Source organism: Prevotella sp. lc2012 (assembly GCF_900107065.1).
Taxonomy (GTDB): Bacteria; Bacteroidota; Bacteroidia; order Bacteroidales; family Bacteroidaceae; genus Prevotella.
The window spans coordinates 400,735-426,764 of the sequence record NZ_FNUF01000002.1 but is presented as its reverse complement, the minus strand read 5'-3'; the positions used below and the strand labels follow the sequence as shown (position 1 = coordinate 426,764).

The following is a 26,030-nucleotide window of genomic DNA, read 5'->3' as shown; positions in this document are numbered from 1 at the left end:
TTATGTGTAACATCGTATATTTTATATTTTTTTTGCCAATTTCCAAGATAATGTCATTAAAGGGTTGCAAATATTGAGTACAAACTACGATATTCATCTATATGAACTGTAAATGCAGTAATCATCTTTTCAAGATTGACGACGCAACATATAAACCCACTGATTTTCAGCAGTGATGCCGATCGTCAGTGGGTTAAATGTTCCCCAAATGATCCCATCAAGCTTTGATTGGACAAGTAGACAAGTAGACAAAAACTTTTTCCGATAATTCAAAGCAATCCGTTATCCCCCCACGGGGTAACGGATTTTAAAACTGAATATTACATAAAAAAAGAGGGGTGTAACGAGCACCCCTCTCAGAAAAGTTGTCCACCAACTTTTACAACTATGCATATAGACGTATATTTCTTTCGTTGCAAAGTTAATCAATTATTTCGAAAAAATCGCCAGAACCGTTCCCGTGATGTCTTTTCTCGTTCAGACTGTAGCTATATTTTATCTCACTTCTCATAATCTCACCCTTTTCTCAGTTCAACCATACAATGCATCCATGTCTTAAAGTGCTCTTTGTTTATAGCATCTCTTTGACTATCACTCATATCTGATTCGTTCATAAACGTAGTGTAGAGAATCAGCATGGCATCCACTTTATCGTGCTCGTGTATACCATCTTCACTTTCGCAACCTTCGATAGCGGTTCGTGTAAAGCAGAAACCATCAGGAACACGCATCCCACGATCATTGTGTTCACCATGTTTTTTGTAGTTTTTATTAACGTCTTCGTTGAGCATGATGGGTATAGGAAAAGGATTCCTAACAAAGAATAGACCTGCAATCTCATTAGGAGATAGATTATCCTTATGCAAGAATCGCTCGTTGTACCGTTGGAAGAAATGGCTGGTATATGCATGTATCTGAGGCAACATGATTGTTTCGCATTTAGGCGTGTGTTGATATTCCATTTGCATTCCTCTGATAACATAACGCTGCTTACCACTAAATACGAAGCAGAATGAAGAATTGTGAGGTTTCTCCACCTCAGCAGCATTCTCTGCATAGTAGAATATGATATACTGATTGTTGGTGGCTGGAATTTTGTACTCATCAATGTACCAGGCAGGAAAAGTCCTTGATTTCTTAAATGCTTTGACGGCTTTAGGATATGACTTGTCTATCCTTATCTGCACTTTCTGAGCATCATCTTCAAGCCCATCGTACATTTCTTTCCATGTCATTGATGGCAGTATCATTATTCCGTATCTCCCTTTAAAATGGATTCGAAAATTTCTTCAGGATTATCGCCAATGTCAAATACACCCATGTTCTCATGATAGAAGATGGCATCCTTGTATGTAATCTTTGTATAGGCATGTGTCTTGAAACCTATGCTGATACGACACATTACCCACAAACAATCAGGTTGTGGCATTCCAAATTGTAGAACAGTAGAGTTGTTTCCATAGTTATTTGTGCTGAATATGGCTCCTTCTTTTAGATTTGCCATATAAACTTCAAGTGGATTGCCAGAGAATTCTTGCGGACAGCATGGAAAGGCTACAGGATTCTTCCAATCCAGCTGGATTGCATTAGGTGTTAATGATTGAGTCTTCAATGGTTCTTTCTTCTCTTCCTGATTCTCTTGCGAAGCTGTTATATCTCCTTGCTTCATGTTAAGGAATGATGGAGCATTATATCTGGGCACAGCATTGGCTGTTTTTTCTTGAAACACCCATTCACCAAGACTTCCACCCTGTGGCTTGGGATGCTCTTTTGCCCAATTTGTCAATCTTTCCAGTGATGCACGCGCTTCCTCTGGAGTTACAGCTCGCATCCAACTGAAATTGGGGTCTATCCTTTCATGTCCTCGCAGAATTGAAGGATCTGCGAGAAATTCCTCAATACTTCCACAGAGGTTTTCTATCCTCGCACGTGTAATGGGATTGTTCAAAGCATTCTCCAATCGTGTGAGCCAACGAAGATTTTCTGGGCGATTGTTGCGACGATTTGTGTCAATATGGTCAACAACATGCTGGTTTGTTGGTGGGTTGCCATGAAAGGCAAAGGCAACAATTCTATGCACTCTCTGACCGGCAATCTCCATATAGCCTGTTTTGTCATTGGGCTTGCCAAAAGTCCATACGTTATCATCCTTACGAATTCGCTTGCCTTCACGTGGATGCCGCATTACAGCACCATTGTCACGTGCTGAATAATGCTCTTCTTTGTAGATGCAATCCTTAACTTCGTTGTAATCGTCGATGTAAACCATATAATTAATACTTCTGTTTACTTGGAATCACGCCTCTTACACCACCTTTGGGATGTAAATGATAACGTAAAAGTATACCAAATAATAATTTAAAAGTATACCACTCCGACCGAGTACTGCAAAGGTATAAAAAGTTTGTTATACATTACTTAGTTACTGATATATTTTTTTGTTTCTTTAATACGATATGACGTACCCATCATGTTGACGAGATATGATTTATGCCACAGTCTGTCGATCAGTGCAGAGCATAAAACCTTATCCTTGTAAATAATAATCGAAAAGTATACCACCGTAATAAATATAATTCCCTAAAAAAATTTGGATGCTTCCAAGATAAGTTGTATCTTTGCGCTCGAAAAACGAAAACAGTAATCCCAAGAATATAATGGGTTGATATAAGCACGTTGCGGGACGGGGGTTCGATCCTCTACAGCGGTAGTATATAGGTGGTATATATTTTCATAATACATTTTGCCCTATCGTCTTGCAGCGTGTTTTTTTCTTGCCGATAGATCATGGATGGAAGATAGTAGGACGGCAAAAGTGTTTGGATAAAAAACACAACATCTGCAAAATTTCGCAAATAATGCGAAACAAATGTTGTTTATACCGTATCATGTATTAATTTTGCAGACAACAATCGCAGGATGATATGATAAAGAGGATTTGTTTTATAGCACTGATCCTGTGCTGGGGGCTGACGGCCTCAGCACAGGTAAAGGTGAGGGGTAAGGTATCGAACAGCTACGGACAGGGTATCGAATATGTGAGCATACGGGTGGACAGTCTGTATGCGGTATCTGATGCAGAGGGGAACTTCGAGTTGGAGGTGCCGAAAGGGCATACCGATCAGATGGTCGTCCATCATATCAGCTATCGTACCAAGCAGATTCCTTTTGAGAGCTATAAGACAGGTCAGTTGGATATCCAGTTAGAAGAGGATGTCTACGAACTGTCGGACGTTGTCATCTCCAACAAGAAACTCAAGGAGAAGGCTGTCTCGCACAAAGGGATGAAGATGCCTGGCGACGTGTCGTTTCGCAATACGAAATACGCGACTCATGACCTCGGCCCGATCATTAAGAATAAGAGGGATTATCTGATTAAGAGTTTTAACTTTAGGGTTGAGGAATGTACCTATACTCGGTGTGTGCTGCGAATCATCGTCTACGAGGTAAAAGGCAAGGAGTTTTCCCCCGTTCAGCACAAACCCATATACTTGAATTTCTCAGACAAGCAACAGTTTACCGAGCAAACGGTTGATGTGCAGGAAGAGATCATCCTGAAAAAAGGCCATACCTACTATATTGGTGTGGCGGTGGTTGACTCCAACGGAAAGGGAATCATCAATTTCCCAGCCTATCTTCGAAGCGGATATATCAGGAATCTGAACACAAAGAAGATCAAAAAGCTACCCGCAACGCTCGGCATCTCGATGAAGGGTTTGAGGTGGTAGACCTTGATGATGGGGGATTAGTGGACGGTCATCTTTGAGAAGAGGTTCAGCACCACGACGCCGGCAATGATCAGGGTGAGACCAACGATGGCTCCCCAGTCGGGCGTCTGCTTGAAGGCGAAGATGCCTATCAGGGTGACAAGGACAATGCCTAAGGCCGACCAGATGGCGTATGCCACGCCGATGGGTATCGTCTTCAGGCACATGCTGAGACAGTATAACGACACGAGGTAACAGGCCAGGGAGGCCACGGTGGGCAGAGGACGGGTGAAGCCTTCTGCCATCTTTAACAGCGAGGTTGCGCCTGTCTCGAAGACGATGGCAAGCAGCAGATAGATAAAATGATTCATAACATGGGCAAAGGTACGACTTTTCCGCTAAACCATCAACATTTCTTGCTAAAATCGACAAGTTTTCGTACCTTTGTGGGCAAATGAGTAAGAGACTGATGACGGAAGCGCGTTTCAGGGCGCTGGTGGAGCAGGCCGTGGAAATGGCGGAGGCGACACGGATAGAACAGGCGCAGCGTTTGTTCGCTGAGGCGGGGGTGGTGTTGGCTGAGGCGGCGTGTGCCGAGGCGCAGCGACAGGCCCTGGCACAGTGGCTCGCTGAGCGGAAGCGGCACCTGAACGGGATGTACTGCACGACGGGCTATGCCGAGCGGTGGCAGGAGCAGCGTGTGGACTACCAGGTGCCGGAGGCGTTTGCAAAGGTGGCCGAGGGGTGCTATCCGATCGTTAGGTTCGCTGAGACGGGGGCGATCGTCTATCCGTTCCGTCGGCGTAGGCGGGCGGCGGACGAGGCTGCGCTGGGACTTCTGAAGCGGTTACGGGCTTGGTTGCCCGAGACGATCGGGGTGTTCGCGGATGTGTGTCTGAACATCTCCGTACAGCAGCCGCCTGTGGAGATGGACCTCGCCTTGGTGGCGGATGACGGCGGCGTACGGATCGACATCGAGATCGACGAGCCTTATACGGCGGAGACGCGCAGGGTGATACATGCCATCGGCTGTGGCGACGACTACCGCGACGGGGTGTTGAACCGTCATGGATGGACGGTCGTCAGACTGGCGGAGCGGCAGGTGGCGGAACAGCCTGAGGCGTGTGCCGCCTATCTGGTGCAGTTGGTGAGGGCGCTGGTGCCTGAGGTGGCGGCCGTTGAGGCGGTGGCCGCAGAGGGGCTGTCGCCCGTGAGGCGGTGGACGGACAACGAGGCGCTGAAGATGGCGGCCAGAGGGGAGGGGCATGGTGAACCGCCGCGACTGGTGCCGACGGTCGTGCCTCAGAACAGTCAGGAGCGTTACGGCTGTCAGCTGGTGGCGCGGCTGCCACGGACGACGGAGATGCAGGAGAAGATGGGCGCTTTCACGGAGGCGGGGCGCTACGACCAGGACCGTTATATCGACTTCATGGCCGACGAGCATGTCTATACCTACGACGGCCGAGAACGGCTGTTGCCCGTGAGCAGTCTGATCGCTTATTTCTTCGAGACGTTCGACGCGCTGCAGACGGCGCAGATGCAGTGGCAGCGCTACGGGGCGGACGTGGAGGAGATGCTCGACAGGTGGGACCGCTGTCGGCGGATGGCCAGTGAGGTGGGCACGTTCATGCACCTGCAGACGGAGCGTTACTTCCGCGACGGGGTGTTCGACACTGTTTACTCCTTTGTCGACGGGGAGGCGACGGTGCCTGTCAGCATCGAGCGGGAGAAGGCGCATTTCCTGCGTTTCGTCGAGGAGCATCGTATCCGTCCCTATCGCCAGGAATGGCCGATCTACGACCTGGACCTGAACATCGCGGGGACGGTTGACATGATCTGTCGTGAGGACGACGGCTCGTTCACCATCTACGACTGGAAGCGGAGCGGGAAGGTGGTCGACGCGGCGGGGGTCCCGCTGACGGAGGGCTTCAACGGGAAGACGGGCTTCAACGGTATCAGTCTGCCTGACACGCCTTTCTATCACTACTGCATCCAACAGAACCTGTATCGCTATATGCTCCAGAGGGATTACGGCATCCGTGTGGGGGGGATGAACCTGGTGGTGCTCTGTCCCGACTATCCGACCTACTACAGGGTGGAGGTGCCAGTGATGGATGAGGTCGTGGAGCAGATCATGGCGGCCTGTCATCAGCATGATCTCGGCCACAGACTGCTGCGATAGGTCGTTTTTTTCCCAATATATTTCCTACTTTCAAGGTTTTTATTTATTTTTGCAAACGAATCGGTTCACCCTTTGGGTGATGAAAAGGGAATCGGGTGAGAATCCCGGACAGTCCCGCTGCTGTAAACCGTCTTTATCGGCACAGACAAATGTCACTGAGATTTTTGGGAAGACGTCTGATGCCGGATGGTGAAGTCAGAAGACCTGCCGATGGAAAGCCTCTCGCTCCGCTTCTGGGGTTAGGCGGGGTGGGAACACAAAAAGTGGAAGTGAAGAGCGAACCGTGTCGCCTGATGCAAAGGGCATCGCTACTACTACTGTCTTGTTTCTTATGTCTTCATACGACAGCACAGGGCAAGTTGGATTCCGTACAGCACATACGGGAGATCGTCGTCGTGTCCCGTCCTGCCATGCGTGAGGTGGTGCCCAGTCAGAAGCTGAAGGGGGAGCAGCTGGAGAAGCTGAACACCCATTCCGTGGCCGACGCGCTGCGCTATTTCTCGGGCATCCAACTGAAGGACTATGGGGGTGTGGGCGGCATCAAGACGGTGAACATCCGTTCGATGGGTACCCATCACTTAGGTATCTCCTACGACGGGGTGGCACTGGGGAATGCACAGAACGGACAGATAGACCTCGGGCAGTTCTCGCTCGACAACGTGGAGGAGGTGACGCTCTACAACGGTCAGAAGAGTGCGATATTCCAGCCCGCCAGCGACTTCGGTCATGCGGGCTCTGTCTATATCCGTACGAAGGCGCCCGACTTCGCCTCGCATCATGAGCAAGGGGCCGCGCGCCACTACAGACTGCGGATGAAGGCGCAGTATGGGTCGAGCGATATGTTCCGCTTCTCGACCCTATGGGAGCAGCGGCTGTCGGAGCGGGTCAGCTCGTCGCTGAGCACAGGCTTCCTGACGGCCAGCGGAAAGTATAAGTTCCGTTATGAGCGCCGCTACCCCGATGGGACGACGGCATGGGACACCACGGCCATCCGACAGAACGGCGATATCCATGCCGAGCGGGTCGAGGGTAACCTCTACGGGCGCCTCTATCAGGGCGGTTGGCAGGTGAAGGGCTATCTCTATCATTCGGCCAGAGGCATCCCTGGGGCCATCGTGAACAACGTGTGGCGGCGCGGGGAGCGGCAGCAGGATCTGAACACGTTCGTGCAGGCGGCCTTCGACAAGAACGTGGGCGAGGGGTTCAGCACTCGGTGGCTGGCGAAGTATGCCTACTACAACACGCATTATGTGAACAAGGACACCACACAGTTGCCCGTGGACAACCGCTATCGGCAGCAGGAGCTGTATCTCTCGACGGCCAACGTGCTGGAGCTGTTGCCCAACTGGAGTGCCTCGCTGAGCTATGACTTCAAGTGGAACAAGCTGAATGCCGACATCTATAACTTCGCCTATCCGACCAGGAGGTCTCATCTGGTGAGTCTGGCTACGGCGATCGACTACAGGCATCTGAAGGCACAGGCTTCGGTGCTGGCTTCATTCGTCAACGACAGGACGCATCGGCGGGGTGCCTTTGCAGGGATGGACGCCAGTCGCTCGCTGTCGAAGCTCACGCCGGCCGTCTTCGTCAACGTCTATCCTTTCCGTGGTAACTTCTTCTCGATGCGGGCGTATGTGAAGAAGAGCTTCCGTATGCCGACATTCAACGACCTCTACTATACCGACATGGGTAACGCCAACCTGACGCCGGAGAGTGCCCTGCAGTATGATGCGGGCTTCGTGCTCAACAAGCATTTCATGGAGGGCATCGTGCGTCACGCGCAGATGCACTTCGACGTGTATTACAATACGGTGCACGACAAGATCGTGGCCTACCCCAAGGGACAGCAGTTCCGATGGACGATGCTGAACCTCGGTAGGGTGCATATCAAGGGTGTCGACGTGGAGGCCGAGGCTGACTTCCAGGTGGGACGGGAGCTGGTGGCGACGGCACGGGCTCAATACACCTACCAGGATGCTCGCGACGTGACGGACCCTGCCACGTCTTACTACCGCGACCAGATTCCTTATATCCCCTGGCATTCGGGCTCGGCCATCGTGGGACTCTCTTACCGTAACTGGGACGTCAACTACTCGTTCATCTATGCGGGGGAGCGCTACGACAGTCAGGAGAATATTCTCTATAACCATATGGAGCCGTGGTACACGAGCGACCTGAGCATCGCCTGCCGATTCCATTGGCAGAAGGTGTTGTGGAAGGCTCATCTGGATGTGAACAATGTGCTGGGACAGGATTATGAGGTGATCGTGAACTACCCCATGCCTGGCAGGAACTATACGATAACCCTGAGTGTGGAGATATGAGACGACTGATACCATATATCTGTATGCTGCTGATGCTCGTCGCCTGTCGCGACGACGTGATGGTGGTGCCGTTCGAGGATATCAATACGGGAGGACAGGCTGTCAAGGGTGAGATCGTGGGGATGTACCTGCTCAACGAGGGGAACATGGGATCGAACAAGGCGACGCTCGACTACCTGGATCTGTCGGGCAACGACGAGACGGTGCACTACCTGCGTAACATCTATGCCTCGCGCAACCCGACGACGGTGATGGCGCTGGGCGACGTGGGGAATGATATCCAGATCTATGGGTCGCGGCTGTGGCTCGTCGTCAACTGCTCGAACAAGGTGGAGGTGGCACGGGCCACTGACGCGGTGCGCATCGGCAAGGTGGACATACCCAACTGCCGCTATGTGTCCTTCCATGGGGGCTATGCGTATGTCAGCTCGTATGTGGGCACACAGTATGCCTCGAGCAACAGTCCGTTGGGCAGCGTCTATCAGGTGGACACGCTCACGCTGCAGAAGATCGACTCCGTCAGCGTGGGCTATCAGCCGGAGGAGATGGCGATCCTCGACAAACGGCTCTATGTGGCCAACAGCGGCGGCTATCAGGGGATGACGGGACAGGGCTACGAGCATACGGTGAGCGTGGTGGATCTCACGACCATGCGGGAGACGGACAGGATAGAGGTGGCGCCGAACCTGCACCACCTGAAGGCCGACAGGTACGGACAGTTGTGGGTGACCTCGCGCGGCAACTATATGAACCTCGCTTCGAGCATCTACTGGTTGGAGAAGGGGGCTGACGGACAGATGCAGGTGGGGGGAAAGATCGACCAGCCCGTGAGCGATCTCTGTATCGTAGGCGACTCGCTTTACTTCTACGGGAGTCAGTGGAACGAGGTCACGAAGAAGAACAGTATTACCTACGGCATCATCAATGTGGCCACGCATCAGGTGGTGAGCACCTGTCTGTCGGATGCTCCGGAGATGGGGAAGATACGGATGCCGTATGGTATCATCGTCAACCCTCATGAGCGTGACTTCTATCTGATGGATGCCAAGAACTACACGTCGAGCGGCGAACTGTTCCACTTCCTGGCGGATGGTACTTTCGACTGGAAGGTGACGACGGGGGATATCCCTGCGCATGCGGTGTTTCTGAGAAAGGAGAAAAAGGAATGAAGAGAATGAGATATTATAAGGTGTGGATGGTGACGGGCTTGTTGGCTGTGGCCCTGCCCTCCGCTTTGCCGATAAGTGCACAGCGGATGGACGAGGGGGTGGCTCACTCGAAGTATATCCAGGCGGTCGATGAGTACAGGCCGGCACCTGGACAGTATGTCAACGACGCGCCGGAGTACGAGGAGGGCGACACGGAGGAGACGATGATACAGAAGTGTAACGAACGACTGGCTGGGCACAGTCCGGCGGATCCTGATGCTCATATCGTGGCGCTCGGCGGCTGGGGCGGGTATATCACGTTCCATTTCGACCACTCTATCGCGAATATCCCTGGACAGCGCGACTTCGCCGTATGGGGCAATGCTTATCAGGAGATGAGAAACCTGGTGTTCGGTGGGATGAACGAGGCTGGGGTGGTGATGGTGTCGAAGGATGTCAACGGCAACGGACTGCCTGACGACCCTTGGTACGAGATCAGCGGTAGCTGTGATGTGGACAGTGTCGGGAAGGTGGTCTATGGCTATGAGGTGACTTATCGCCAGAACCCGATGGGCGACATCGCCTGGACTGACAATCAGGGCGTAAGTGGCACCGTCGACAGGAACCACTACCACACTCAGGAGTACTACCCTCTGTGGCTGCCTGACAACCTGACCTTCCGCGGTACGCGTCTGCCGGATAACATGGTGAACCTCTCCCACGAGGTGGATGCCAACTGGAGTCCTTACTATTTTGTGCTCGTAGGCTTCCGCTATGGGTATGCCGACAACCTGCCTAACTTCACCGATAATGCTGACGCGACGTCGTATAACTATGAGGGATGTGGCATCGATATCGGCTGGGCTGTCGATGAGAAGCGGCAGCCTGTAGCCCTCGACTTCATCGACTTCGTGAGGGTGTATACAGGACTAAACCAGAAATGTCCACAGCCTGAGTGGTGGGGGGAGACTTCTACGGAGGTGATGGGTGCCGAGGATATCCATCTGGAGGCTTCACTGGAGGCCATCCGTCAGGCGACGGGCATCAAGGGTGTCCGTGTCGACACCAACGGGCCGCAGGTGGTCTACGACCTGCAGGGGCGTAAGGTCGTGCCGCGACGGAAGGGGCTCTATATCAGTAACAGGAAGAAAGTGATAATTCAATAAACATATTATTCACCTTTAAAACAAAACAATTATGAAGACAAACAAATTCTTCGGGCTTGCTGCCCTCGCTTGTGGCTTCGCCATGTCGTTCACCTCTTGTAATAACGTGGATAATCCCGTCCTTCCTCCCGAGGAGCCGGAGATCGTGAGTGCTACGATCGGCTTTGAGAACCAGGCGCTCAACGATAAGGGCTTCTGGTGCGGAGAGGTCAACGAACAGGGTGTTGACAATGGCTGGGGTGGCATGACTTATCCATGCGCCTATCAGGAGGATATTGTGAAGTTCAACACGACCTTCGGCGTTTCTTACTGGACTGGTTATGCGATTTCCAACCGCACCGAGACTGGCTTCACCGCTGGTGACTTCACACCAGAGGGCATGCCTGATCAGTTCAACAATATCACGGGTAAGGCTCATGGTGGTAAGAACTTCGCCATCGTTCAGACTTACGGTGAGAAGATTGAGTTCGACCGTCCTGTCACGGTGAAGGGCTTCTGGTACACTAACAGCTCTTATACGGTCAACGCCATCCTTAATGGTGACGGTATGACACCTGGTAAGTTTGAGGCTGACGACTGGTTCATGTGCGAGGTTTATCCCACACCTGCTGAGGGCGTGGGTGGTGCTCACCTCGGGATCGATCTGGCTAAGGATGGTGACTATGTAAAGACCTGGCAGTATTGCGACCTGAGCGATTATGAGGCCTTCGAGAATATCACGTCTCTTGGCTTCGGCTTTTTGGGTACCAAGAAAAACGATTATGGTGTTACCACACCGACCTATATCTGTATCGATGATATCGTGATTGAGTACGAGAAATAATGAAGCAGGTATTAGGACTGCTCTTTCTCTTATCGCTCCTTTCCTGTGGAGGTCGGCAGACGGCGACCTCTACAGGGGAGGGTGATACCGTCACCTTCAGGTATGCCACCCAACTCACGGTGGTGCGCTACAACGGTTATACCGTAGCGACGCTGAAGAACCCGTGGAAGGAGGGGATGGTGCTCCACCAGTATGTGCTCGTGCCTAAGGACGAGCCGTTGCCGCCACACCTGCCGAAAGGTACGGTGGTGCGCACACCACTGGAGCGCTCGGTCATCTTCTCGACCGTGCATTGTGCGATGCTGATGGCATTCGACAAGCAGAGCGCAATCGCTGGGGTGGCCGATCTGAAGTATATCAAGATTCCTTGGATTCAGGAGCAGGTGCGAGAGGGCAGGATGATCGATGTGGGCGACGGTATGAATCCCGTCATCGAGAAGATCATCGACCGCCATCCTGATGCTCTTTTCCTTTCGCCGTTTGAGAATAGTGGCGGCTACGGGAAACTGGAGGAGATCGACATCCCCATCGTGGAGTGTGCGGAGTATATGGAGACCTCACCGCTCGCGCGGGCGGAGTGGATCCGTTTCTACGGTATGCTCTTTGGTTGTGAGCGGCGTGCCGACAGTCTGTTCCAGGTGACTGACAGCAGCTATCATGCCTTGAAGGCGCTGGCACAGAAAGCTGCAGGACAGAAGCGGGTGCTGGTCGATAAGGTGACGGGTAGCGTGTGGTATGTGCCAGGTGGGAAGAGCACGCTCGGACAGATGTTGACTGATGCCAATGGCAGTTACCCTTGGGTCGGCGACACACACAGTGGTTCTGTGGCCCTGCCCTTCGAGTCGGTGCTCGAGAAGGCTGGCGATGCCGACACGTGGCTGTTCCGTTATAGTAGTGACCATCCGATCACCTATGGTGAGCTGAAGGCCGAGCATCATGGCTACGACCAGTTCAAGGCTTACCGCGAAAAGGAGGTCTATGGCTGTAATGTGGAACAGAGTCTTTTCTATGAGGAGTCGCCCTTCCGGCCCGATTGGTTGCTGAATGATATTATCCGGATCCTTCATCCAGAGATCGAGGGACTGGCGCCGTTGCGTTATTACCAGAGGTTGTCGGCCAACTGAGGGCCTTACAAAAAAAAGTTCCTGGATATTGGCATCCAGGAACTTCTTCTATGCTGACGTCTTTGTTTAGATATTCGGGGTGTCCCACACCTTGGTCGCGTCGCAGACGATACTGACTGTCCGCTTGCCGACCTTCAGGATGAAGTCGCCCTCTTCCAGTGTCCAGCGCCCGTCGGCACCTACGAAGGCGAGGTCCTTGGCAGGGAGCAGGAAGGTGACGGTCTTCGTCTCACCTGGCTGAAGCTCGATCTTCGTGAAGTCGCGCAGACGTTTGTTGTCGGGCACGATAGAGGCCACGAGATCGCTCGAGTAGAGCAGGACGGCTTCCTTGCCGGCGGTCTTGCCTGTATTCTTCACGTCGATGGTCACGGTGATGATATCATCGGCCGTGAAGTGGGTCTTATCCGTCTTCAGGTTCGCGTACTCGAAGGTGGTGTAGCTGAGGCCATAGCCGAAGGGCCATTGCAGCGACACCTTCGCATCGTAGTTATAGGCTCCTGCCATCGTTCCCACCTCCTCGCTGACCTTATAGTCGTAGGTGTTGAGTGAGTTGATCTCTCGGGGATAGGTATAGGGCAGCTTACCAGAGAAGTTGGCGTCGCCAGCCAACAGGTTGGCGAGGGCATCGCCACCATAGTTGCCTGGGATCAGGATATCGACCACGGCTGTGGCCAGGGGCTCGATATCGGCGATGAGGCGCGGACGTCCCTCGTTGAGCACAAGGATGATGGGCTTACCCGTCTTGTACAGAGCCTTCACGAGGTTGCGCTGGTTCTCGGAGAGCCAGAGGTCGGTGAGGTTGCCTGGTGTCTCGGTGTAGCTGTTCTCGCCGATGCAGGCGATGATGACATCAGCCTTGTCGGCAGCTGTCACAGCCTTGTCGATCTCGGGTGCATGCTCGGCGTAGTAGGCGCCATCCTCATTGTAGGTCACACCTTGTTCGAGGATGATGTTCTCCTTGCCAAACTTATGGCAGAGGGCTTCGTAGATGGTGTTATATTTCTCGGAGAGGTCTTCGGCTCTTGAGCCCTGCCAGGTATAGCTCCAGCCGCCATGCAGACAGCGCATCTGGTTGGCGTTAGGACCTGTCAGCAGGATTTTCTGGCCCTTGGCAAGCGGCAGGATACCTTCGTTCTTCAGCAGTATCTCACTCTCTTCGGCGGTCTGGAGAGAGGCTTTGGCAAACTCGTCGCTACCGAACTTCTCGTAGCCCTTGCCGCCAGTGTTCGGCTCGTCGAAGAGACCAAGGCGGTATTTCGCACGGAGGATGCGGCGCACAGCGTCATCGATACGCTCCATCTTCACCTGACCTTCGTTGACAAGCTCTTTCAGCAGGATACAGAACTCCACGCTATAGGGATCCATCGACATGTCGATACCTGCATTGATGGCGATACGGATGGCGTCTTTCTTATCCTTGGCAACATGCTCACGTGAATACAGACTGTTGATGTCGGCCCAGTCGGTCACCAGGAAACCGTCCCACTGCAGGTCTTCCTTTAGCCATTTCGTCAGATACTCATAGCTGGCATGCAGGGGCACACCGTTGACGGAGGCTGAGTTGACCATCATCGTCAGCGTGCCGGCAAGGGCGGCCTGCTTGAAGGGCTCGAAGTATTTCTCACGGATCATCTGCGGAGAGAGATAGGCCGGCGTACGGTCCTTACCTGTCCAGGGGGCACCATAGGCGAAGTAGTGCTTCGTGCTGGTACCTACGTGGAAGCGGTCGATATGGTTGGGGTCGTCGCCCTGATAGCCCTGGATCTCTGCCACCACCATCTTGGCGTTGACGATGGGATCCTCGCCGAAGCTCTCCCAGACACGTGGCCAACGGGGGTCACGGCTCAGGTCCACCACGGGGTTATAGACCCACGGACAGTTGGCCGCCCGACTCTCGTAGGCTGTGATCTCAGCACCAGTCCGTGCCAGTTCGGTATTGAACGAGGCACCGAGGTTGATGGGCTGGGGGAAGAGGGTGCCGCCCTGGGTGTAGGTGACACCATGGTTATGGTCCAGTCCGTAGATATCAGGGATGCCAATATACTTCATCGATTTCTTCTGGATCAGTCGGATCCACTGCTGCCACTGGTCTACGGTGGCGGCACGGGTGCCAGGGGCATTGAGGATGGAGCCCACCTTCCATTTCGAGATCAGGGTGTCGAGCATGGTCTCGTTGAGTTGCCAGACGCGTCTGGTCTCTCCTTGGTAGATATCCACAGGGTAGTTGCCAAGGCGGTCGATGATCTGTTGGTCTGTCATCTTCAGCAGTGCCTCTGTCTCCTTGGGAGGGGCACCATATTGTTGGAGTACGGACCGCACCTTCTCACGGTCGACCTTCGCATTCTCTACGGTCATCTTTCCCATCACGTCGAGGTTCAGTTCAAGCATCTGCCCGATCTTCTCGTCGAGTGTCATCCTGGAAAGGGTCTTTTCAATCTTTGCCTCCAATGCCGCGTCGCGTGGGATGGCGGGTTTGGTATCTTGTGCCTGGGCACCGATACTGATCAGTCCGAGGACTGCCATTAATAAGTTCTTCTTCATTGTCACAAATTGTTGTATGATGATATCAGGGTGCAAAGATAACATTTTTCTTTGATAATCTGCCTAATTTCTTTTGTACTGCTCTCGTTTTTTCGTAACTCTGCGGTCATCCGACCGCGAAGTTACTTCGTCTCGGCAAAAAAAGAAACTCGTTTCTTTGTTTTGCGCTCGACTTTTCGTAACTTTGTGGCCAAATAATATAGGAAGATGAATAGAGGCGTCCTGTATTGCTGGGGATTGGTGCTATTGATCATCGTACTTTTCGCCATGAACCTGATGGTGGGGTCGGTTTCGATCCCCGCAGGCGATGTTGTGCGCATCTTGATGGGCGACGAGACCGAGAAGGCGTCGTGGCAGTTTATTGTGCTACAGTCGCGTCTGCCGCAGGCCATCACGGCAACTCTCTGCGGAGCGGCTCTTGCCGTCAGCGGACTGATGTTACAGACGGCCTTCCGTAACCCGTTGGCAGGACCGAGCATCTTCGGTGTCAACAGTGGAGCCGGACTGGGTGTGGCATTGGTCATGCTCCTTCTTGGGGGCGGTCTCTCTGTCGGTTCGGTGAGCATCAGTGGCTTTGCGGCCATCCTGATAGCGGCCTTCATCGGTGCGATGGCGGTCATGGCAGTCATCTTCTTCTTCTCCACCCTTGTGCGGAACAATGTGATGCTGCTCATCATCGGTATCATGATCGGTTATATCTCTAACTCTGCCATCTCTCTATTGAACTTCTTCGCTACTGACGAGGGGGTGAAGTCGTACATGGTATGGGGCATGGGATCCTTTGGTGGGGTGTCTATGGCGAACATGCCAGTTTTCGTGTTGGTGACACTGGCCGGACTTATCGGAGCTCTTCTGCTCATCAAACCGCTTAATGCTCTTCTGCTTGGTGACCGCTATGCGGAGAACCTCGGGGTGAACATCCTGCGCGTCCGTAACTGGCTGCTTGTTGTGACGGGTCTGCTGACTGCCATCACGACGGCCTTCTGTGGTCCTGTGGCTTTCATCGGTCTGGCGGTGCCTCATATCGCTCGTCTGCTGCTGACCACCGATAATCACCGTCAACTCCTGCCGGCCACCATCTTCTGTGGGTCGGTAGTGGCGCTGCTCTGTAATATCTTCTGTTACCTGCCTGGTGAGCATGGGGTCATCCCCTTGAATGCTGTGACACCGCTCATCGGAGCACCAGTCATCATCTATGTGATAGCGAGAAAACGATAAACATATCAGATATGAAACCTTTCAAACTGTTTGGGATAAAACCGGAGGAACGTATACAGGCCTTGGTGGCACTGGTGCTCATCATCGTATTGAACGCTTTGTTCATCTGGCGGATGCACGACCTGTTCATGCAGGAGGGCTTTGGCCCTTATTGGAAGACCTTCGAGCGTGAGCTGCATCTCTCAGGCTATGATCCGCTCACCTATCTGGGCGTGACCGATTGGGATACGGTCTATAATGTCTATCGTCACCCGCTGTTGGCGTTCTTTATCTATCCGCTCTATCTGCTGAACAGCGGACTGTCGGCGCTGCTGGGGGTAAACTGTGTGCAGTATATCGTGGCGCTGTTTCTGGTGGTGTGCTCACTCTATTCCTATCTGTTCACCTATCGTATCCACCGGGAGATCCTGTTGTTGACTCGCTTCGATGCCACGCTGATGTCGGTGTTCTATTTCTCGATGGCTTATATCATGCTGTCGGTCATCGTTCCCGACCATTTCACCATTTCCATGTTCCTGCTTTTGCTGACACTCTATGTGTCGGGCAAGTGTCTTGTGCGAAACAAGGAACTCGCATGGTGGCAGAGTGCGCTGATGTTCTTCTTCACGGCTGGCGTCACCTTGAGCAATGGTGTTAAGACATTCCTTGCAGGATTTTTCGTCAACGGTAGGCACTTCTTCCGTCTACGTTATCTGCTGTTGGGCGTCCTGATACCTGCTGCCCTGATGTGGGGAGTCAGTTGTTGGGAGTACCGTACCTATGTATGGCCTAAAGAACAGGCTCGTGCTGCTGCGAAGCAGAAAAAGGCGGCGGAACGTGAGCAGGCGATCGCCTCGATGTCGACTGAGCAGCAACGGATGGTGCGAGAGCAGCAGGAGAAGCGCAAGCAGGTGCTTGCCCGTCAGGCTGCCAAGTCGGGTACGCCCATGAAGAAGGTAGGCTTCTTAAGTTGGACCGACACTTCCACCTCGCGTATCAGGTCTCTCTACGAGAATCTCTTCGGTGAGGCCATCCAGTTCCATCGGCAGCATTTCCTGGACGACACGCTGGTGTTCCGTCCTGTCTTCGTAAGTTACGACTGGGGTGTCTGCTATGTGATAGAGGGCGTCATCGTGTTGTTGTTCCTGGTAGGACTGTGGGCTGGCAGGCGACAGCGCTTCCTATGGCTCGTGCTATCGTGTTTCGCTTTCGATATGAGTATTCATCTGGTGTTAGGCTTTGGTCTCAACGAGATCTTCATTATGGCACCCCACTGGCTTTTCACCATTCCGTTTGCCATCGCCTATCTGTTCAGGAACACCTGTGGCATTTGTCACTTCCTGTTACGGGCAACCATCGTGCTGTTATCGTTTTACCTTATATTATATAACGGTATCCCGTTGGTCGACTTCCTATTGTCGCCCATCCAGTCAACCATCTGAACGTGAATCAACTAATTATCAATCCATTAATCAACAATAAGTCAAAATGAAAAAAACAGTTATTCTGTCGTCGTTGCTTCTTGCAGCAACGACAGCAATGGCCAAAGTGAATCCTCAGAAGGGATACATCATTACGAACCATAATGATACGATCCATGGTGTCATCGACTACCGGGGAGATTCAAAGAATGCATACATCTGTGTGTTCCGTGCCGACGAGGAGCAAGCCTTCAAGAAGTACACGCCCCAGGAGATCCAAGGCTATCGACTGGCGGATGGTGGTATCTATTACATCACCCGTACTTTTCCTGTGAACGGAGAGGAAAAGACCTTCTTTGCAGAGTTTCTATTGGAAGGTGCCATCAGTCTGTTCCATCATATGGAAGAGGGTATCGACTATTTCTATTTCGTGGATGAGGAAGGCAAGGTGTCTGTGGTGAAGGATACGCATGAGAATGATGATAGGAGTAAGTACAGAACACTTGTAGAGATCAATAGGATTAAGCGTGAGGGTATGAATGAGGGCGTCCAGCTCTTTTCTAAAAGTCCCAAGACTGTTGATAAGCTATGGGAGAGCGACTGTGAGCCAAGTCGTCTGATGAAGCTTACCAAGGAGTATGTGGAGGAGTTCTGTCCATCATCTGGCGAGTGCATAGAATACTGGTATAATGAGAAGAAGTCTGCTTTGGTGAAGACGCGCTTCAGAATAGAAGCAGGTATGTTGTCTGGAAAGTTCAAAATAGAGAAAGCTGATAATCGTCCTAACAGTTCGGTGTCGACCCCTCAGATAGGAGTAGGTGTTGATTTCCTCTTTCCTCGTTTTAACAAAAATATCTCTATGCAGGCGCTTGTTCAGTTGAGCCATTGGGATATGAAGGAGCCTCGTACGGGATTAAATGTGACGACGCCCGACTATTATAAAATGAAGTTTACCATGGGAGAGTTGTCCATAGGACCTGCCTATCGTTTCTTCTCGAGATGCAAGGTGTCGCCCATCATTCGTGCCGGTCTGCTTACTTGCTATGAGTTTGGTGGGAAGGAAGAGCATTATAATGTTGATCTTAATAGTGCTTTGTTTGGTTATTATGCCGGTGGCGGTGTCGATATCGATTTGTGGAAATATACGCTACGCCTCTTTGCTAATTACGAATATCGTAAGAATCGTTATAATATAGAGTACACGATGTCATCAGTCACGGTGGGCGCAGGCTTCTGTTTCTGATAATATCATCAAACATGTCTGTCGGTGCTGCACCATTTGCGAAGGCGGCGACCGATGGACTGCCTGATCTTATTGAGGTTGCCGTAACGGAGATTCAGCCATAGTTCTTCGAGGGAGTTTAGGATCTTGATCCACGGGTGATTCCAGGCGTTAGCACGGTAGAGACGGTTGAGATAGGCCGTGTGCTCTACAACCTGCTGGGGATGGGTGAGAGGGAACGTCAGCTCATGGCGCTGCATCGTAAACATCCGACGGAGACGATGGGGCGTGGTCTTCAGGTCTGCCGAGAAATGGGTAGAGTCGGTGGTCAGGCCGATATTACTGATCTGGTTTCTTGCTGGCATGACGGCCAGGCAGTCGTGGAGCAGCATGTCGGCCCAGTAGATGGTCTCGAAGTACTCCTTTCCGCTCTGACTGTGGTCGTGGAACATTTGGAGCATGTCGCTACGTAGCTTCCTTTCCTTGGCAAGGGTCTCCAGTCTCCGTAATGTCTCAGGATTATGCATGAAACTGTAAGTGGAATCCCACCGTAGGGCGACCCGTCGCCATGAGGCCCAGCCCCAGATGCTAAAGGCCGATGTGAAGAAATAACTGTCGCTGCGGCAGTCGGTGGTCGTCTCGTCGATGTTGAAGCCGGCAATCATCGAGATACGCTCGTCGTGCTCGTAGCGGTCGAGCATCTCCTTGCAGAAAGGGAAGAACGACTGTGCCGGAACGACGTCGTCCTCGAGCACGATGACCTTGTCGGCCAAAGAGAAAGCCCACTGATGAGAACGGAAGCCGGAGGGGTCGCAGCCCTCGTTATGGTCAAGATAGCGGCGGTGTACCTCACACTCCCAGTCGATATGCTCGTCGCTGACAATCTGACGGCAGGCTTCGATGCCTGCCATGTCCCGTTCGTCACGAGGACCGTCCTGATAGAGAAACAGTTTTGAGGGACGTGCCTGGCGCACGGCCTCAAAGACCTGAGCGAAGGTGTCGCTCCGGGTGAAGAAGAGTAGCAGTACAGCGATATCGGTCTTAGCAGGATATTTCATGATGGGAAATACAAGAAGTTGAGCACAAAGATACGAATAAATAGGAGAAAAGACAAATATATTTGCGCAATTATTTGTACCTTTGCAATAGTTATGGACTATCAGGAACAACTACGGGCTTTTTCTCAGCCCAACCTACGGGTCTGTCAGCTGAGGCAGCTGGAGATTCTGAAGGTGATCGACGGTATCTGTCGGAAGCATGGTATCAGCTACTGGCTCGACGGCGGTACCCTGTTGGGTGCGGTGCGTCATGGCGGTTTCATCCCTTGGGATGATGACATCGATATTGCGATGGACTATCAGGACATGAAACGCTTTGCGAGAATCGCACAAGGTGAGCTGCCCGATGGTCTGTTCCTTCAGACACCGACAACGGATCCGAATGTGAAGGAGCAGATGGTGAAGATCCGTGATCTGAACTCTCTCTACATCGAGAAAGGTGATAGTTTCGTGAACGAATATGTAAAGGGTATCTATGTGGATATCTTCCCTTTCGAGCGGCATCCTGACATCCCGAAGTCGTGGACGAAACGACTGGCCAAGGGCATCACGAAGAGCAACTCTATCCTGCATCATCCCCATACCTATTCGTTGCGTGCCGTGGCGGAGTTCTTCTGGTTCGGTGGCCAACTGTTGGTCTATCAGGCTATATGGAAGATGCTTAGTCTCTGTTGCAGGTCGACACGCTATGCGAATATCCCCACGATGAACGGCTATGGCATCACGCATGACAAAGCGACGGTATTGCCGTTGTCGACGGTCAGGTTCGAGGATGCGGAGTTCCCTGCTCCCCATGATCCCGACCAATATCTGCGAAATATCTATGGAAACTATATGGAGATACCGCCTGTGGAGAAGCGGCATTTCCATTCGGTAGTCATCATCCCGGAGTTAACGAAGTAGGCGCTGGGCTGCCAGCGTGTGAGCCAGTCCTTCGGCTATCGGCGTACGGGACTGCCATCCCAGTCGTGCGAGCTTCTCCGTTGAGAAGACCGCACGGGAGATAGGTGTCGTATTGCCGTTCGTCTCGTCGATGTCGAAGACCACCTGTCTGCCTTCTGCCTCGGCCAGTAGCTCTGCCAACTGACGGATGGTGATGTTCGACCGCTCGTCGGCCACATTGTATGCCTCTCCCTTGCTGCCTCTTAACAGGATGGTGAGCAGGGCAAAGGCACAGTCTACGACGTAGAGCCAGGAGCGGAACTGTTCTCCTCTACTTCTCAGTACGAGATTCTCCCCTGCCAACAGGTTACGGATAAATTGGGCGTAAACCCGGTTGTCGCTCTCCGTGAAATAAGGTCCGTAGGTATGACATGGACGGGCGATGACCACATCGGCGCCGTATTCGGCGGCATAGGCCACACAGAGCGTCTCGGCGGCTCGTTTTGACGAGGGGTAGCAGGCTCGTGGGGTGGCGCAGTCCACATAACCACTGTCGGTCTCTGTAAACACATCCGTGTTGTCAATATCCGCATTTGTCTGTAGTCTCTCACCATAGATCTCACCGGAGGAGATATATAGCATACGTCTCATGCCGTTGGAGAGACCGTATTCCATCAGATTCTCTACCCCCTTGATGTTCGACTTGATCACTTCCACGGGCTTCTCCTTGAAGAAGTTCGGACTGGCATTGCTGGCGGCATGGATGATATAATCGAATGTCTGGTTCGTGTCCAGGGGTGTTGTCACGTCGCCTTGGACGAAATGGAAGCGGCTGTCATCCCAGTAGGCGGCGAACCGTCTTCTGGCTCGTTCCTCGTTACGCCCTGACGCATAGACCTGACAAGTGCTGGCGGAACAGTGCATCAGCACGTCGACCAGACAACCGCCAATCAGTCCGGTAGCTCCTGTGACAAGGATGCTGTGGCCGTCAAGGACTGTCAGGTCGAGAGAGGCCAGTCCTCTTTTAATATCCTGAAGATAGGGATTACTTTCTGTCATGATGTGGTCTTTTTGTTATCGTCTTCTATGGAACAGGAACTGTATGCACTCGTCAAGGATCGTGGCCCGTGCAGCCTTCATGACTAGCAGATAGAGCAGTGCGGCGATGACGGCGCGGCTCACCAGCAATAGCCAGAGGGCGGTGTAGTCGTCGACGGTCAGCAGACTATTGACGAGATAGTCTGTGAGATAGCCAGTGAACAGCATCACCGTTGTGGCGGTGAGGGCGAAGGGTATGATATCCTTCAGAAACAGCAGGAACGAATAGCCTGTCAGTCTGTTGGCGAAGAAGAACCAGACGAAGAGCCATGCGAGGTTCAAGGCCACATAGGCGAGGATCATCGTCCGGATACCGTAGGGATAGAGCACGAGCATGGCCAGGATTTCCAAGATACCTAAGGCCAGTGTGCAGCCCATGAATGTGCCACTCTTCCCTTTGCTGATGATCAGGTCGGCCAATAGGGTCGAGAGGGGTAGGACGGCACCGCAGACGCAGAGCCATTGTAGGTAAGTGGCAGAGACCAGCCATTTCTCGCCGATGGCCAGGACGATAAACTCCTTAGCCACCAGACCGAACCCCAGGAGCAGGGGGAAAGAGATGAAAGCAGCGAAGCGTACGAGCTTACGGAGTACGGCCAACTGCCGCTCCTGGTCATCGCGCACGCTGACCAGTACTGCCTGATCGACCTGCTTCACCATGCCTTGGATGAGTGATGTACACTTGTTGTTCCATTGGTAGGCCTGGTTGTAGTTGCCTGTGTCGTGAGCACTGTAGTAGCGTCCCAACAGGATATTCATCACGTTGTTGTTCACATGGGTGAGGATATCACTGATGAGAATCTTCACACTGAAGGGGAAGGCGCGACGGATGAATGAGAAGTCGACCGTCCATGAAGGGCGCCAGTCGCTATAGTGCCAGCGTAGTAGTGTCGAGATGAGGATGAAGAGGTTGGTCTGTGTGGCCAGACTCCAATACGAGAAGCCCTGCCACGCCATGACGACCGCCACACTACTGGAGATCACTGTTGCCGTGATGCTCGCCTTGGCCAACTGCTTGGCGCGGAGGTTCTTGAAGAGATAAGCCGCCTGTGCCACACCCGAGCAACTGAAGAGCAGTCCGATGAAGGCATAGCGACAAAGGGCAACGAGTCGTGGCTCATGGTAATAGTCGGCAATCAGCGGTGCCGAGAAAAAGAGGATCAGGTAGATGCCTCCTCCCATCAAGATATTGAACCAAAAGACAGCATTATAGTCACTGTCTTTTGGTTCTTTCTGGTTCACAAGAGCCGTAGAGAATCCGCTGTTCTGCAGAGCGGTCGCTATCAGCGAGAAGATCATGATCATCGCTATCAGACCGTAGTCCGATGGCGAGAGCAGTCGTCCGAGGATGATGCCAAAGACAAAGCCGAGCAACTGCTGCATGCCATTGTTCATCCCACCCCAGAAGAGGCCCTTCGCTGTTTTCTCCTTCAGACTCTCACTCAAGTTCTTACTTTTAACGTCGGAATGTTCTTTATCCCACCTGACTGCCAGGCTTGACATCCTTGGTGGCGGTTACCACACTGAGACTCTCGTCGGCATCGACGGCACTGAGGATCATACCCTGACTCTCGATGCCCATCATCGTACGAGGGGCAAAGTTGGCCACGAAGAGGATACGCTTGCCGATGAGTTCTTCGGGGTTCTCGTAGAAGGCTGCGATGCCTGAGCAGATGGTGCGGTCGGTACCAGAGCCGTCGTCGATAGTGAACTGCAGGAGTTTCTTCGACTTCTTCACCTTCTGGCAGTCTTTCACCAGACCGACACGGATGTCGAGCTTCTCGAAATCCTCGAAGCTGACGGTATCCTTGACAGGAGCAGCCTTGTAGGCTGCTGCCTCGTTAGCCTTCTTGGTGGCCTCAAGTTTGTCGAGCTGTTTCTGGATGACCTCATCCTCGATCTTTTCGAACAGCAGGGCAGGCTCGCCCAACTGATGACCAGCCTTCAGCAAGTCTGTGCTACCCAACTGCTCCCATTCGAAGTTGTCGATGGCAAGCATCTCGCGGAGCTTCTTGCTTGAGAACGGCAGGAACGGCTCGAAGGCGATGGCGAGGTTAGCGGTGAGCTGCAGACAGATATTGAGGATTGTCTCGCAGCGCTTGGGGTCGGTCTTCCAGACCTTCCAAGGCTCGCACTCGGTGATATAGCGGTTGCCGATACGAGCCAGGTTCATCGCCTCGAACTGTGCATCGCGGAACTTGAACTGCTCCAGCAGGGCCTCCACCTTCTCCTTCACATCCTTGAACTCTTCGAGGGCAGCCTTGTCAACATCGAGCAACTCGCCACAGGCAGGCACCACACCGTTCCAGTACTTCTTCGTCAACTGGAGGGCGCGGTTCACGAAATTGCCATAGACGGCTACGAGCTCGTTGTTATTACGATCCTGGAAATCTTTCCAGGTGAAGTTGTTATCTTTCGTCTCTGGCGCATTGGCTGTGAGCACATAGCGCAGCACATCCTGCTTGCCCGGCATGTCAACCAGATACTCATGAAGCCATACGGCCCAGTTGCGTGAGGTCGAGATCTTATCGTTCTCGAGATTCAGGAACTCGTTGGCCGGCACGTTGTCAGGCATGATATACTTACCGTGAGCCTTCATCATCACAGGGAAGATGATGCAGTGGAACACGATGTTGTCCTTACCGATGAAGTGCACCAGACGGGTGTCATCATCCTGCCACCATTTCTCCCAGTTGCCCCATTTCTCAGGCTCGCGGTCGCAGAGCTCCTTCGTGTTAGACACATAGCCGATGGGTGCGTCGAACCACACGTAGAGCACTTTACCGTCGGCACCCTCCACGGGCACAGGGATACCCCAGTCGAGGTCGCGTGTCATGGCACGTGGCTGCAGGTCCATGTCGAGCCAGCTCTTACACTGACCATACACGTTTGGTCGCCACTCCTTGTGCTCTTCGAGGATCCATTTCTTCAACCACTCCTGATACTCGTTCAGGGGCAGGTACCAGTTCTTTGTCTCCTTCAGCACGGGCGTAGAGCCGCTGATGGTCGACTTCGGGTTGATGAGCTCTGTGGGTGAGAGGTCGCGCCCGCACTTCTCGCACTGGTCGCCATAGGCACCCTCGTTATGACAGTGGGGGCACTCGCCCGTCACATAACGATCGGCCAGGAACTGCTTGGCCTCCTCGTCGTAGAGTTGTGCGGTAGTCTCCTCTGTCAGCTTGCCCTCGTCGTAGAGCTTACGGAACCACTCCGCGGCAAACTTATGATGCGTCTCCGAGGTGGTACGACTATAGATGTCGAAAGAGATACCGAACTCCTCGAAGCTCTTCTTGATCATTTCATGGTAACGATCCACCACGTCCTGCGGTGTGATACCCTCTTTACGGGCACGAACAGTGATGGGCACGCCGTGCTCATCTGATCCGCCGATAAAGAGCACCTCGCGTTTCTTCAGGCGCAGGTAGCGCACATAGATGTCTGCCGGCACGTATACACCAGCCAGATGACCGATATGTACACCGCCATTAGCATAGGGTAGCGCCGACGTCACCGTCGTACGCTTAAAGGTCTTGTTTTCCATTCTCTAAATACGTATTTACTATTTTGAGTGCAAAGGTAGTGCAAATCGAGTGAAATGCAAAAGAAAAATGTGTTTTTCTTTGTATTTCCGAGATGCTGCCTACTTACGAGTGTTTCTCAAAGGTACGAATAAGTGAGAAGAAAACCAAAAATTTTTTTGGCTTTCTCGAGCGTAAGTACCTTCGGGCAAGGTCCAAAGGTCGTGCAAATTGAGTGAATCTTATCAACGAAAGCTTCCAGCGTTGGTATGACAATCGTAAGAAATAAACAGATGATTATAGTATAAATATTCGCAAAGAGTTAAAATATGCTAAATGTCATGGTATTTATAATGTACTATTAAAATATTGTTCGTACTTTTACCCTCCCAATCATAGCATTGGGATCATCAACGATTATTCAAAAACTTAAAAAACTTACAACGATGAAGAATCTTAGCAAGAGCGAACTGAACGCCATTATGGGTGGACCTTCGCGTCGTACGGATGCTGATAAATGTCCGAATTACAGTGTAAACCCAGAGAATAAGAACAAGAAGACCCTGTTCCCTATTATTTCTGGTATCTTAACAAAGTAAACAGAACAATAACTCTGTTT

Annotated in this window: 20 protein-coding genes, 1 pseudogene and 1 riboswitch; of the genes and pseudogenes, 12 read left to right on the top strand and 9 right to left on the bottom strand. The window is 52.4% G+C overall.

What is annotated here, in order from left to right:
• Positions 1–515 precede the first annotated feature (515 nt).
• From BLU99_RS05700 to BLU99_RS12395, 3 genes and pseudogenes are all read right to left on the bottom strand, one after another.
• Complete coding sequence (locus tag BLU99_RS05700) at positions 516–1,235, bottom strand: hypothetical protein (protein WP_144006098.1); 720 nt, start codon at positions 1,233–1,235, stop codon at positions 516–518.
• 14 nt (positions 1,236–1,249) lie between these two features.
• Positions 1,250–2,269: an HNH endonuclease signature motif containing protein gene (locus tag BLU99_RS05695; RefSeq protein ID WP_091900220.1), complete on the bottom strand. Its 1,020-nt coding sequence runs from the start codon at positions 2,267–2,269 to the stop codon at positions 1,250–1,252.
• Positions 2,270–2,418: 149 nt separating this feature from the next.
• Positions 2,419–2,541, bottom strand: a pseudogene (locus BLU99_RS12395) (ATP-binding protein); the annotation flags it as partial.
• 383 nt (positions 2,542–2,924) lie between these two features.
• On the opposite strand from BLU99_RS12395, the gene BLU99_RS05690 reads away from it, so the two are divergent.
• Complete coding sequence (locus tag BLU99_RS05690; protein WP_091900219.1) at positions 2,925–3,728, top strand: carboxypeptidase-like regulatory domain-containing protein; 804 nt, start codon at positions 2,925–2,927, stop codon at positions 3,726–3,728.
• Positions 3,729–3,745: 17 nt separating this feature from the next.
• Here BLU99_RS05690 and BLU99_RS05685 read toward each other — a convergent pair whose 3' ends face one another.
• Positions 3,746–4,078 (bottom strand): DMT family transporter, encoded by a 333-nt coding sequence (locus tag BLU99_RS05685; protein WP_091900218.1) that lies wholly within the window; start codon positions 4,076–4,078, stop codon positions 3,746–3,748.
• 284 nt (positions 4,079–4,362) lie between these two features.
• On the opposite strand from BLU99_RS05685, the gene BLU99_RS05680 reads away from it, so the two are divergent.
• The 6 genes from BLU99_RS05680 to BLU99_RS05655 all read left to right on the top strand — a co-directional run bounded on the left by BLU99_RS05680 (position 4,363) and on the right by BLU99_RS05655 (position 12,474).
• Positions 4,363–5,889 carry a hypothetical protein gene (locus BLU99_RS05680; protein WP_144006097.1) on the top strand — a complete coding sequence of 509 codons (1,527 nt, stop codon included), beginning with the start codon at positions 4,363–4,365 and terminating at the stop codon, positions 5,887–5,889.
• A 44-nt stretch (positions 5,890–5,933) separates the two neighbouring features.
• A riboswitch (cobalamin riboswitch) is annotated at positions 5,934–6,116 on the top strand.
• Positions 6,117–6,182: 66 nt separating this feature from the next.
• Complete coding sequence (locus BLU99_RS05675) at positions 6,183–8,213, top strand: TonB-dependent receptor (RefSeq protein WP_091900404.1); 2,031 nt, start codon at positions 6,183–6,185, stop codon at positions 8,211–8,213.
• On the top strand, positions 8,210–9,382 hold the full coding sequence (locus tag BLU99_RS05670; RefSeq protein WP_091900216.1) for a YncE family protein: 1,173 nt from the start codon (positions 8,210–8,212) through the stop codon (positions 9,380–9,382). Before BLU99_RS05675 ends, BLU99_RS05670 begins: the two co-directional genes overlap by 4 nt.
• Positions 9,379–10,527, top strand: a complete 1,149-nt coding sequence (locus tag BLU99_RS05665; protein WP_255397458.1) for a hypothetical protein — start codon at positions 9,379–9,381, stop codon at positions 10,525–10,527. Before BLU99_RS05670 ends, BLU99_RS05665 begins: the two co-directional genes overlap by 4 nt.
• A gap of 31 nt (positions 10,528–10,558) precedes the next feature.
• The gene (locus tag BLU99_RS05660; RefSeq protein WP_091900215.1) at positions 10,559–11,350 is read left to right on the top strand and encodes a DUF4465 domain-containing protein; all 792 of its coding nucleotides are present in this window, start codon (positions 10,559–10,561) and stop codon (positions 11,348–11,350) included.
• Positions 11,350–12,474 (top strand): ABC transporter substrate-binding protein, encoded by a 1,125-nt coding sequence (locus tag BLU99_RS05655; RefSeq protein WP_091900214.1) that lies wholly within the window; start codon positions 11,350–11,352, stop codon positions 12,472–12,474. The genes BLU99_RS05660 and BLU99_RS05655 overlap by 1 nt, the downstream gene beginning before the upstream one ends.
• Before the next feature lie 66 nt (positions 12,475–12,540).
• Here BLU99_RS05655 and BLU99_RS05650 read toward each other — a convergent pair whose 3' ends face one another.
• Positions 12,541–15,015, bottom strand: coding sequence for a glycoside hydrolase family 3 N-terminal domain-containing protein (locus BLU99_RS05650; protein ID WP_091900213.1), 2,475 nt, complete (start codon positions 15,013–15,015; stop codon positions 12,541–12,543).
• 207 nt (positions 15,016–15,222) lie between these two features.
• On the opposite strand from BLU99_RS05650, the gene BLU99_RS05645 reads away from it, so the two are divergent.
• From BLU99_RS05645 to BLU99_RS05635, 3 genes are read left to right on the top strand one after another with little or no spacing between them, the layout of a single operon-like run.
• Positions 15,223–16,233, top strand: a complete 1,011-nt coding sequence (locus tag BLU99_RS05645) for an iron ABC transporter permease (RefSeq protein ID WP_091900212.1) — start codon at positions 15,223–15,225, stop codon at positions 16,231–16,233.
• An 11-nt stretch (positions 16,234–16,244) separates the two neighbouring features.
• On the top strand, positions 16,245–17,654 hold the full coding sequence (locus BLU99_RS05640) for a DUF6080 domain-containing protein (protein ID WP_091900211.1): 1,410 nt from the start codon (positions 16,245–16,247) through the stop codon (positions 17,652–17,654).
• A gap of 46 nt (positions 17,655–17,700) precedes the next feature.
• On the top strand, positions 17,701–18,876 hold the full coding sequence (locus BLU99_RS05635) for an outer membrane beta-barrel protein (protein WP_144006096.1): 1,176 nt from the start codon (positions 17,701–17,703) through the stop codon (positions 18,874–18,876).
• A gap of 8 nt (positions 18,877–18,884) precedes the next feature.
• On the opposite strand, the gene BLU99_RS05630 is transcribed toward BLU99_RS05635, so the two are convergent.
• Positions 18,885–19,913 carry a hemolysin activation protein gene (locus BLU99_RS05630; protein WP_091900209.1) on the bottom strand — a complete coding sequence of 343 codons (1,029 nt, stop codon included), beginning with the start codon at positions 19,911–19,913 and terminating at the stop codon, positions 18,885–18,887.
• Between the two features lie 93 nt (positions 19,914–20,006).
• On the opposite strand from BLU99_RS05630, the gene BLU99_RS05625 reads away from it, so the two are divergent.
• On the top strand, positions 20,007–20,816 hold the full coding sequence (locus tag BLU99_RS05625) for a LicD family protein (protein ID WP_091900208.1): 810 nt from the start codon (positions 20,007–20,009) through the stop codon (positions 20,814–20,816).
• Here the strand turns inward: BLU99_RS05625 and BLU99_RS05620 are convergent.
• The 3 genes from BLU99_RS05620 to metG are packed head-to-tail and all read right to left on the bottom strand — an operon-like array spanning position 20,805 to position 25,434.
• On the bottom strand, positions 20,805–21,854 hold the full coding sequence (locus tag BLU99_RS05620; protein WP_091900207.1) for an NAD-dependent epimerase/dehydratase family protein: 1,050 nt from the start codon (positions 21,852–21,854) through the stop codon (positions 20,805–20,807). The two genes, BLU99_RS05625 and BLU99_RS05620, sit on opposite strands and share 12 nt — an antisense overlap.
• A gap of 15 nt (positions 21,855–21,869) precedes the next feature.
• A complete protein-coding gene (locus tag BLU99_RS05615) occupies positions 21,870–23,396 on the bottom strand; it encodes a lipopolysaccharide biosynthesis protein (protein WP_176771059.1) in 1,527 nt (508 codons plus the stop codon).
• On the bottom strand, positions 23,368–25,434 hold the full coding sequence (gene metG / locus BLU99_RS05610; RefSeq protein WP_091900206.1) for a methionine--tRNA ligase: 2,067 nt from the start codon (positions 25,432–25,434) through the stop codon (positions 23,368–23,370). Before metG ends, BLU99_RS05615 begins: the two co-directional genes overlap by 29 nt.
• 423 nt (positions 25,435–25,857) lie before the next feature.
• Here metG and BLU99_RS12155 point away from each other — a divergent pair, with 423 nt between their 5' ends.
• Positions 25,858–26,010: a bacteriocin gene (locus tag BLU99_RS12155; RefSeq protein ID WP_143065733.1), complete on the top strand. Its 153-nt coding sequence runs from the start codon at positions 25,858–25,860 to the stop codon at positions 26,008–26,010.
• Positions 26,011–26,030 lie beyond the last annotated feature (20 nt).

Coding starts and splice junctions, on each gene's coding strand:
- BLU99_RS05700 (WP_144006098.1), bottom strand. CDS start 1,235: ATGACATGGAAAGAAATGTACGATGGGCTTGAAGATGATGCTCAGAAA.
- BLU99_RS05695 (WP_091900220.1), bottom strand. CDS start 2,269: ATGGTTTACATCGACGATTACAACGAAGTTAAGGATTGCATCTACAAA.
- BLU99_RS05690 (WP_091900219.1), top strand. CDS start 2,925: ATGATAAAGAGGATTTGTTTTATAGCACTGATCCTGTGCTGGGGGCTG.
- BLU99_RS05685 (WP_091900218.1), bottom strand. CDS start 4,078: ATGAATCATTTTATCTATCTGCTGCTTGCCATCGTCTTCGAGACAGGC.
- BLU99_RS05680 (WP_144006097.1), top strand. CDS start 4,363: ATGTACTGCACGACGGGCTATGCCGAGCGGTGGCAGGAGCAGCGTGTG.
- BLU99_RS05675 (WP_091900404.1), top strand. CDS start 6,183: ATGCAAAGGGCATCGCTACTACTACTGTCTTGTTTCTTATGTCTTCAT.
- BLU99_RS05670 (WP_091900216.1), top strand. CDS start 8,210: ATGAGACGACTGATACCATATATCTGTATGCTGCTGATGCTCGTCGCC.
- BLU99_RS05665 (WP_255397458.1), top strand. CDS start 9,379: ATGAAGAGAATGAGATATTATAAGGTGTGGATGGTGACGGGCTTGTTG.
- BLU99_RS05660 (WP_091900215.1), top strand. CDS start 10,559: ATGAAGACAAACAAATTCTTCGGGCTTGCTGCCCTCGCTTGTGGCTTC.
- BLU99_RS05655 (WP_091900214.1), top strand. CDS start 11,350: ATGAAGCAGGTATTAGGACTGCTCTTTCTCTTATCGCTCCTTTCCTGT.
- BLU99_RS05650 (WP_091900213.1), bottom strand. CDS start 15,015: ATGAAGAAGAACTTATTAATGGCAGTCCTCGGACTGATCAGTATCGGT.
- BLU99_RS05645 (WP_091900212.1), top strand. CDS start 15,223: ATGAATAGAGGCGTCCTGTATTGCTGGGGATTGGTGCTATTGATCATC.
- BLU99_RS05640 (WP_091900211.1), top strand. CDS start 16,245: ATGAAACCTTTCAAACTGTTTGGGATAAAACCGGAGGAACGTATACAG.
- BLU99_RS05635 (WP_144006096.1), top strand. CDS start 17,701: ATGAAAAAAACAGTTATTCTGTCGTCGTTGCTTCTTGCAGCAACGACA.
- BLU99_RS05630 (WP_091900209.1), bottom strand. CDS start 19,913: ATGAAATATCCTGCTAAGACCGATATCGCTGTACTGCTACTCTTCTTC.
- BLU99_RS05625 (WP_091900208.1), top strand. CDS start 20,007: ATGGACTATCAGGAACAACTACGGGCTTTTTCTCAGCCCAACCTACGG.
- BLU99_RS05620 (WP_091900207.1), bottom strand. CDS start 21,854: ATGACAGAAAGTAATCCCTATCTTCAGGATATTAAAAGAGGACTGGCC.
- BLU99_RS05615 (WP_176771059.1), bottom strand. CDS start 23,396: ATGTCAAGCCTGGCAGTCAGGTGGGATAAAGAACATTCCGACGTTAAA.
- metG (WP_091900206.1), bottom strand. CDS start 25,434: ATGGAAAACAAGACCTTTAAGCGTACGACGGTGACGTCGGCGCTACCC.
- BLU99_RS12155 (WP_143065733.1), top strand. CDS start 25,858: ATGAAGAATCTTAGCAAGAGCGAACTGAACGCCATTATGGGTGGACCT.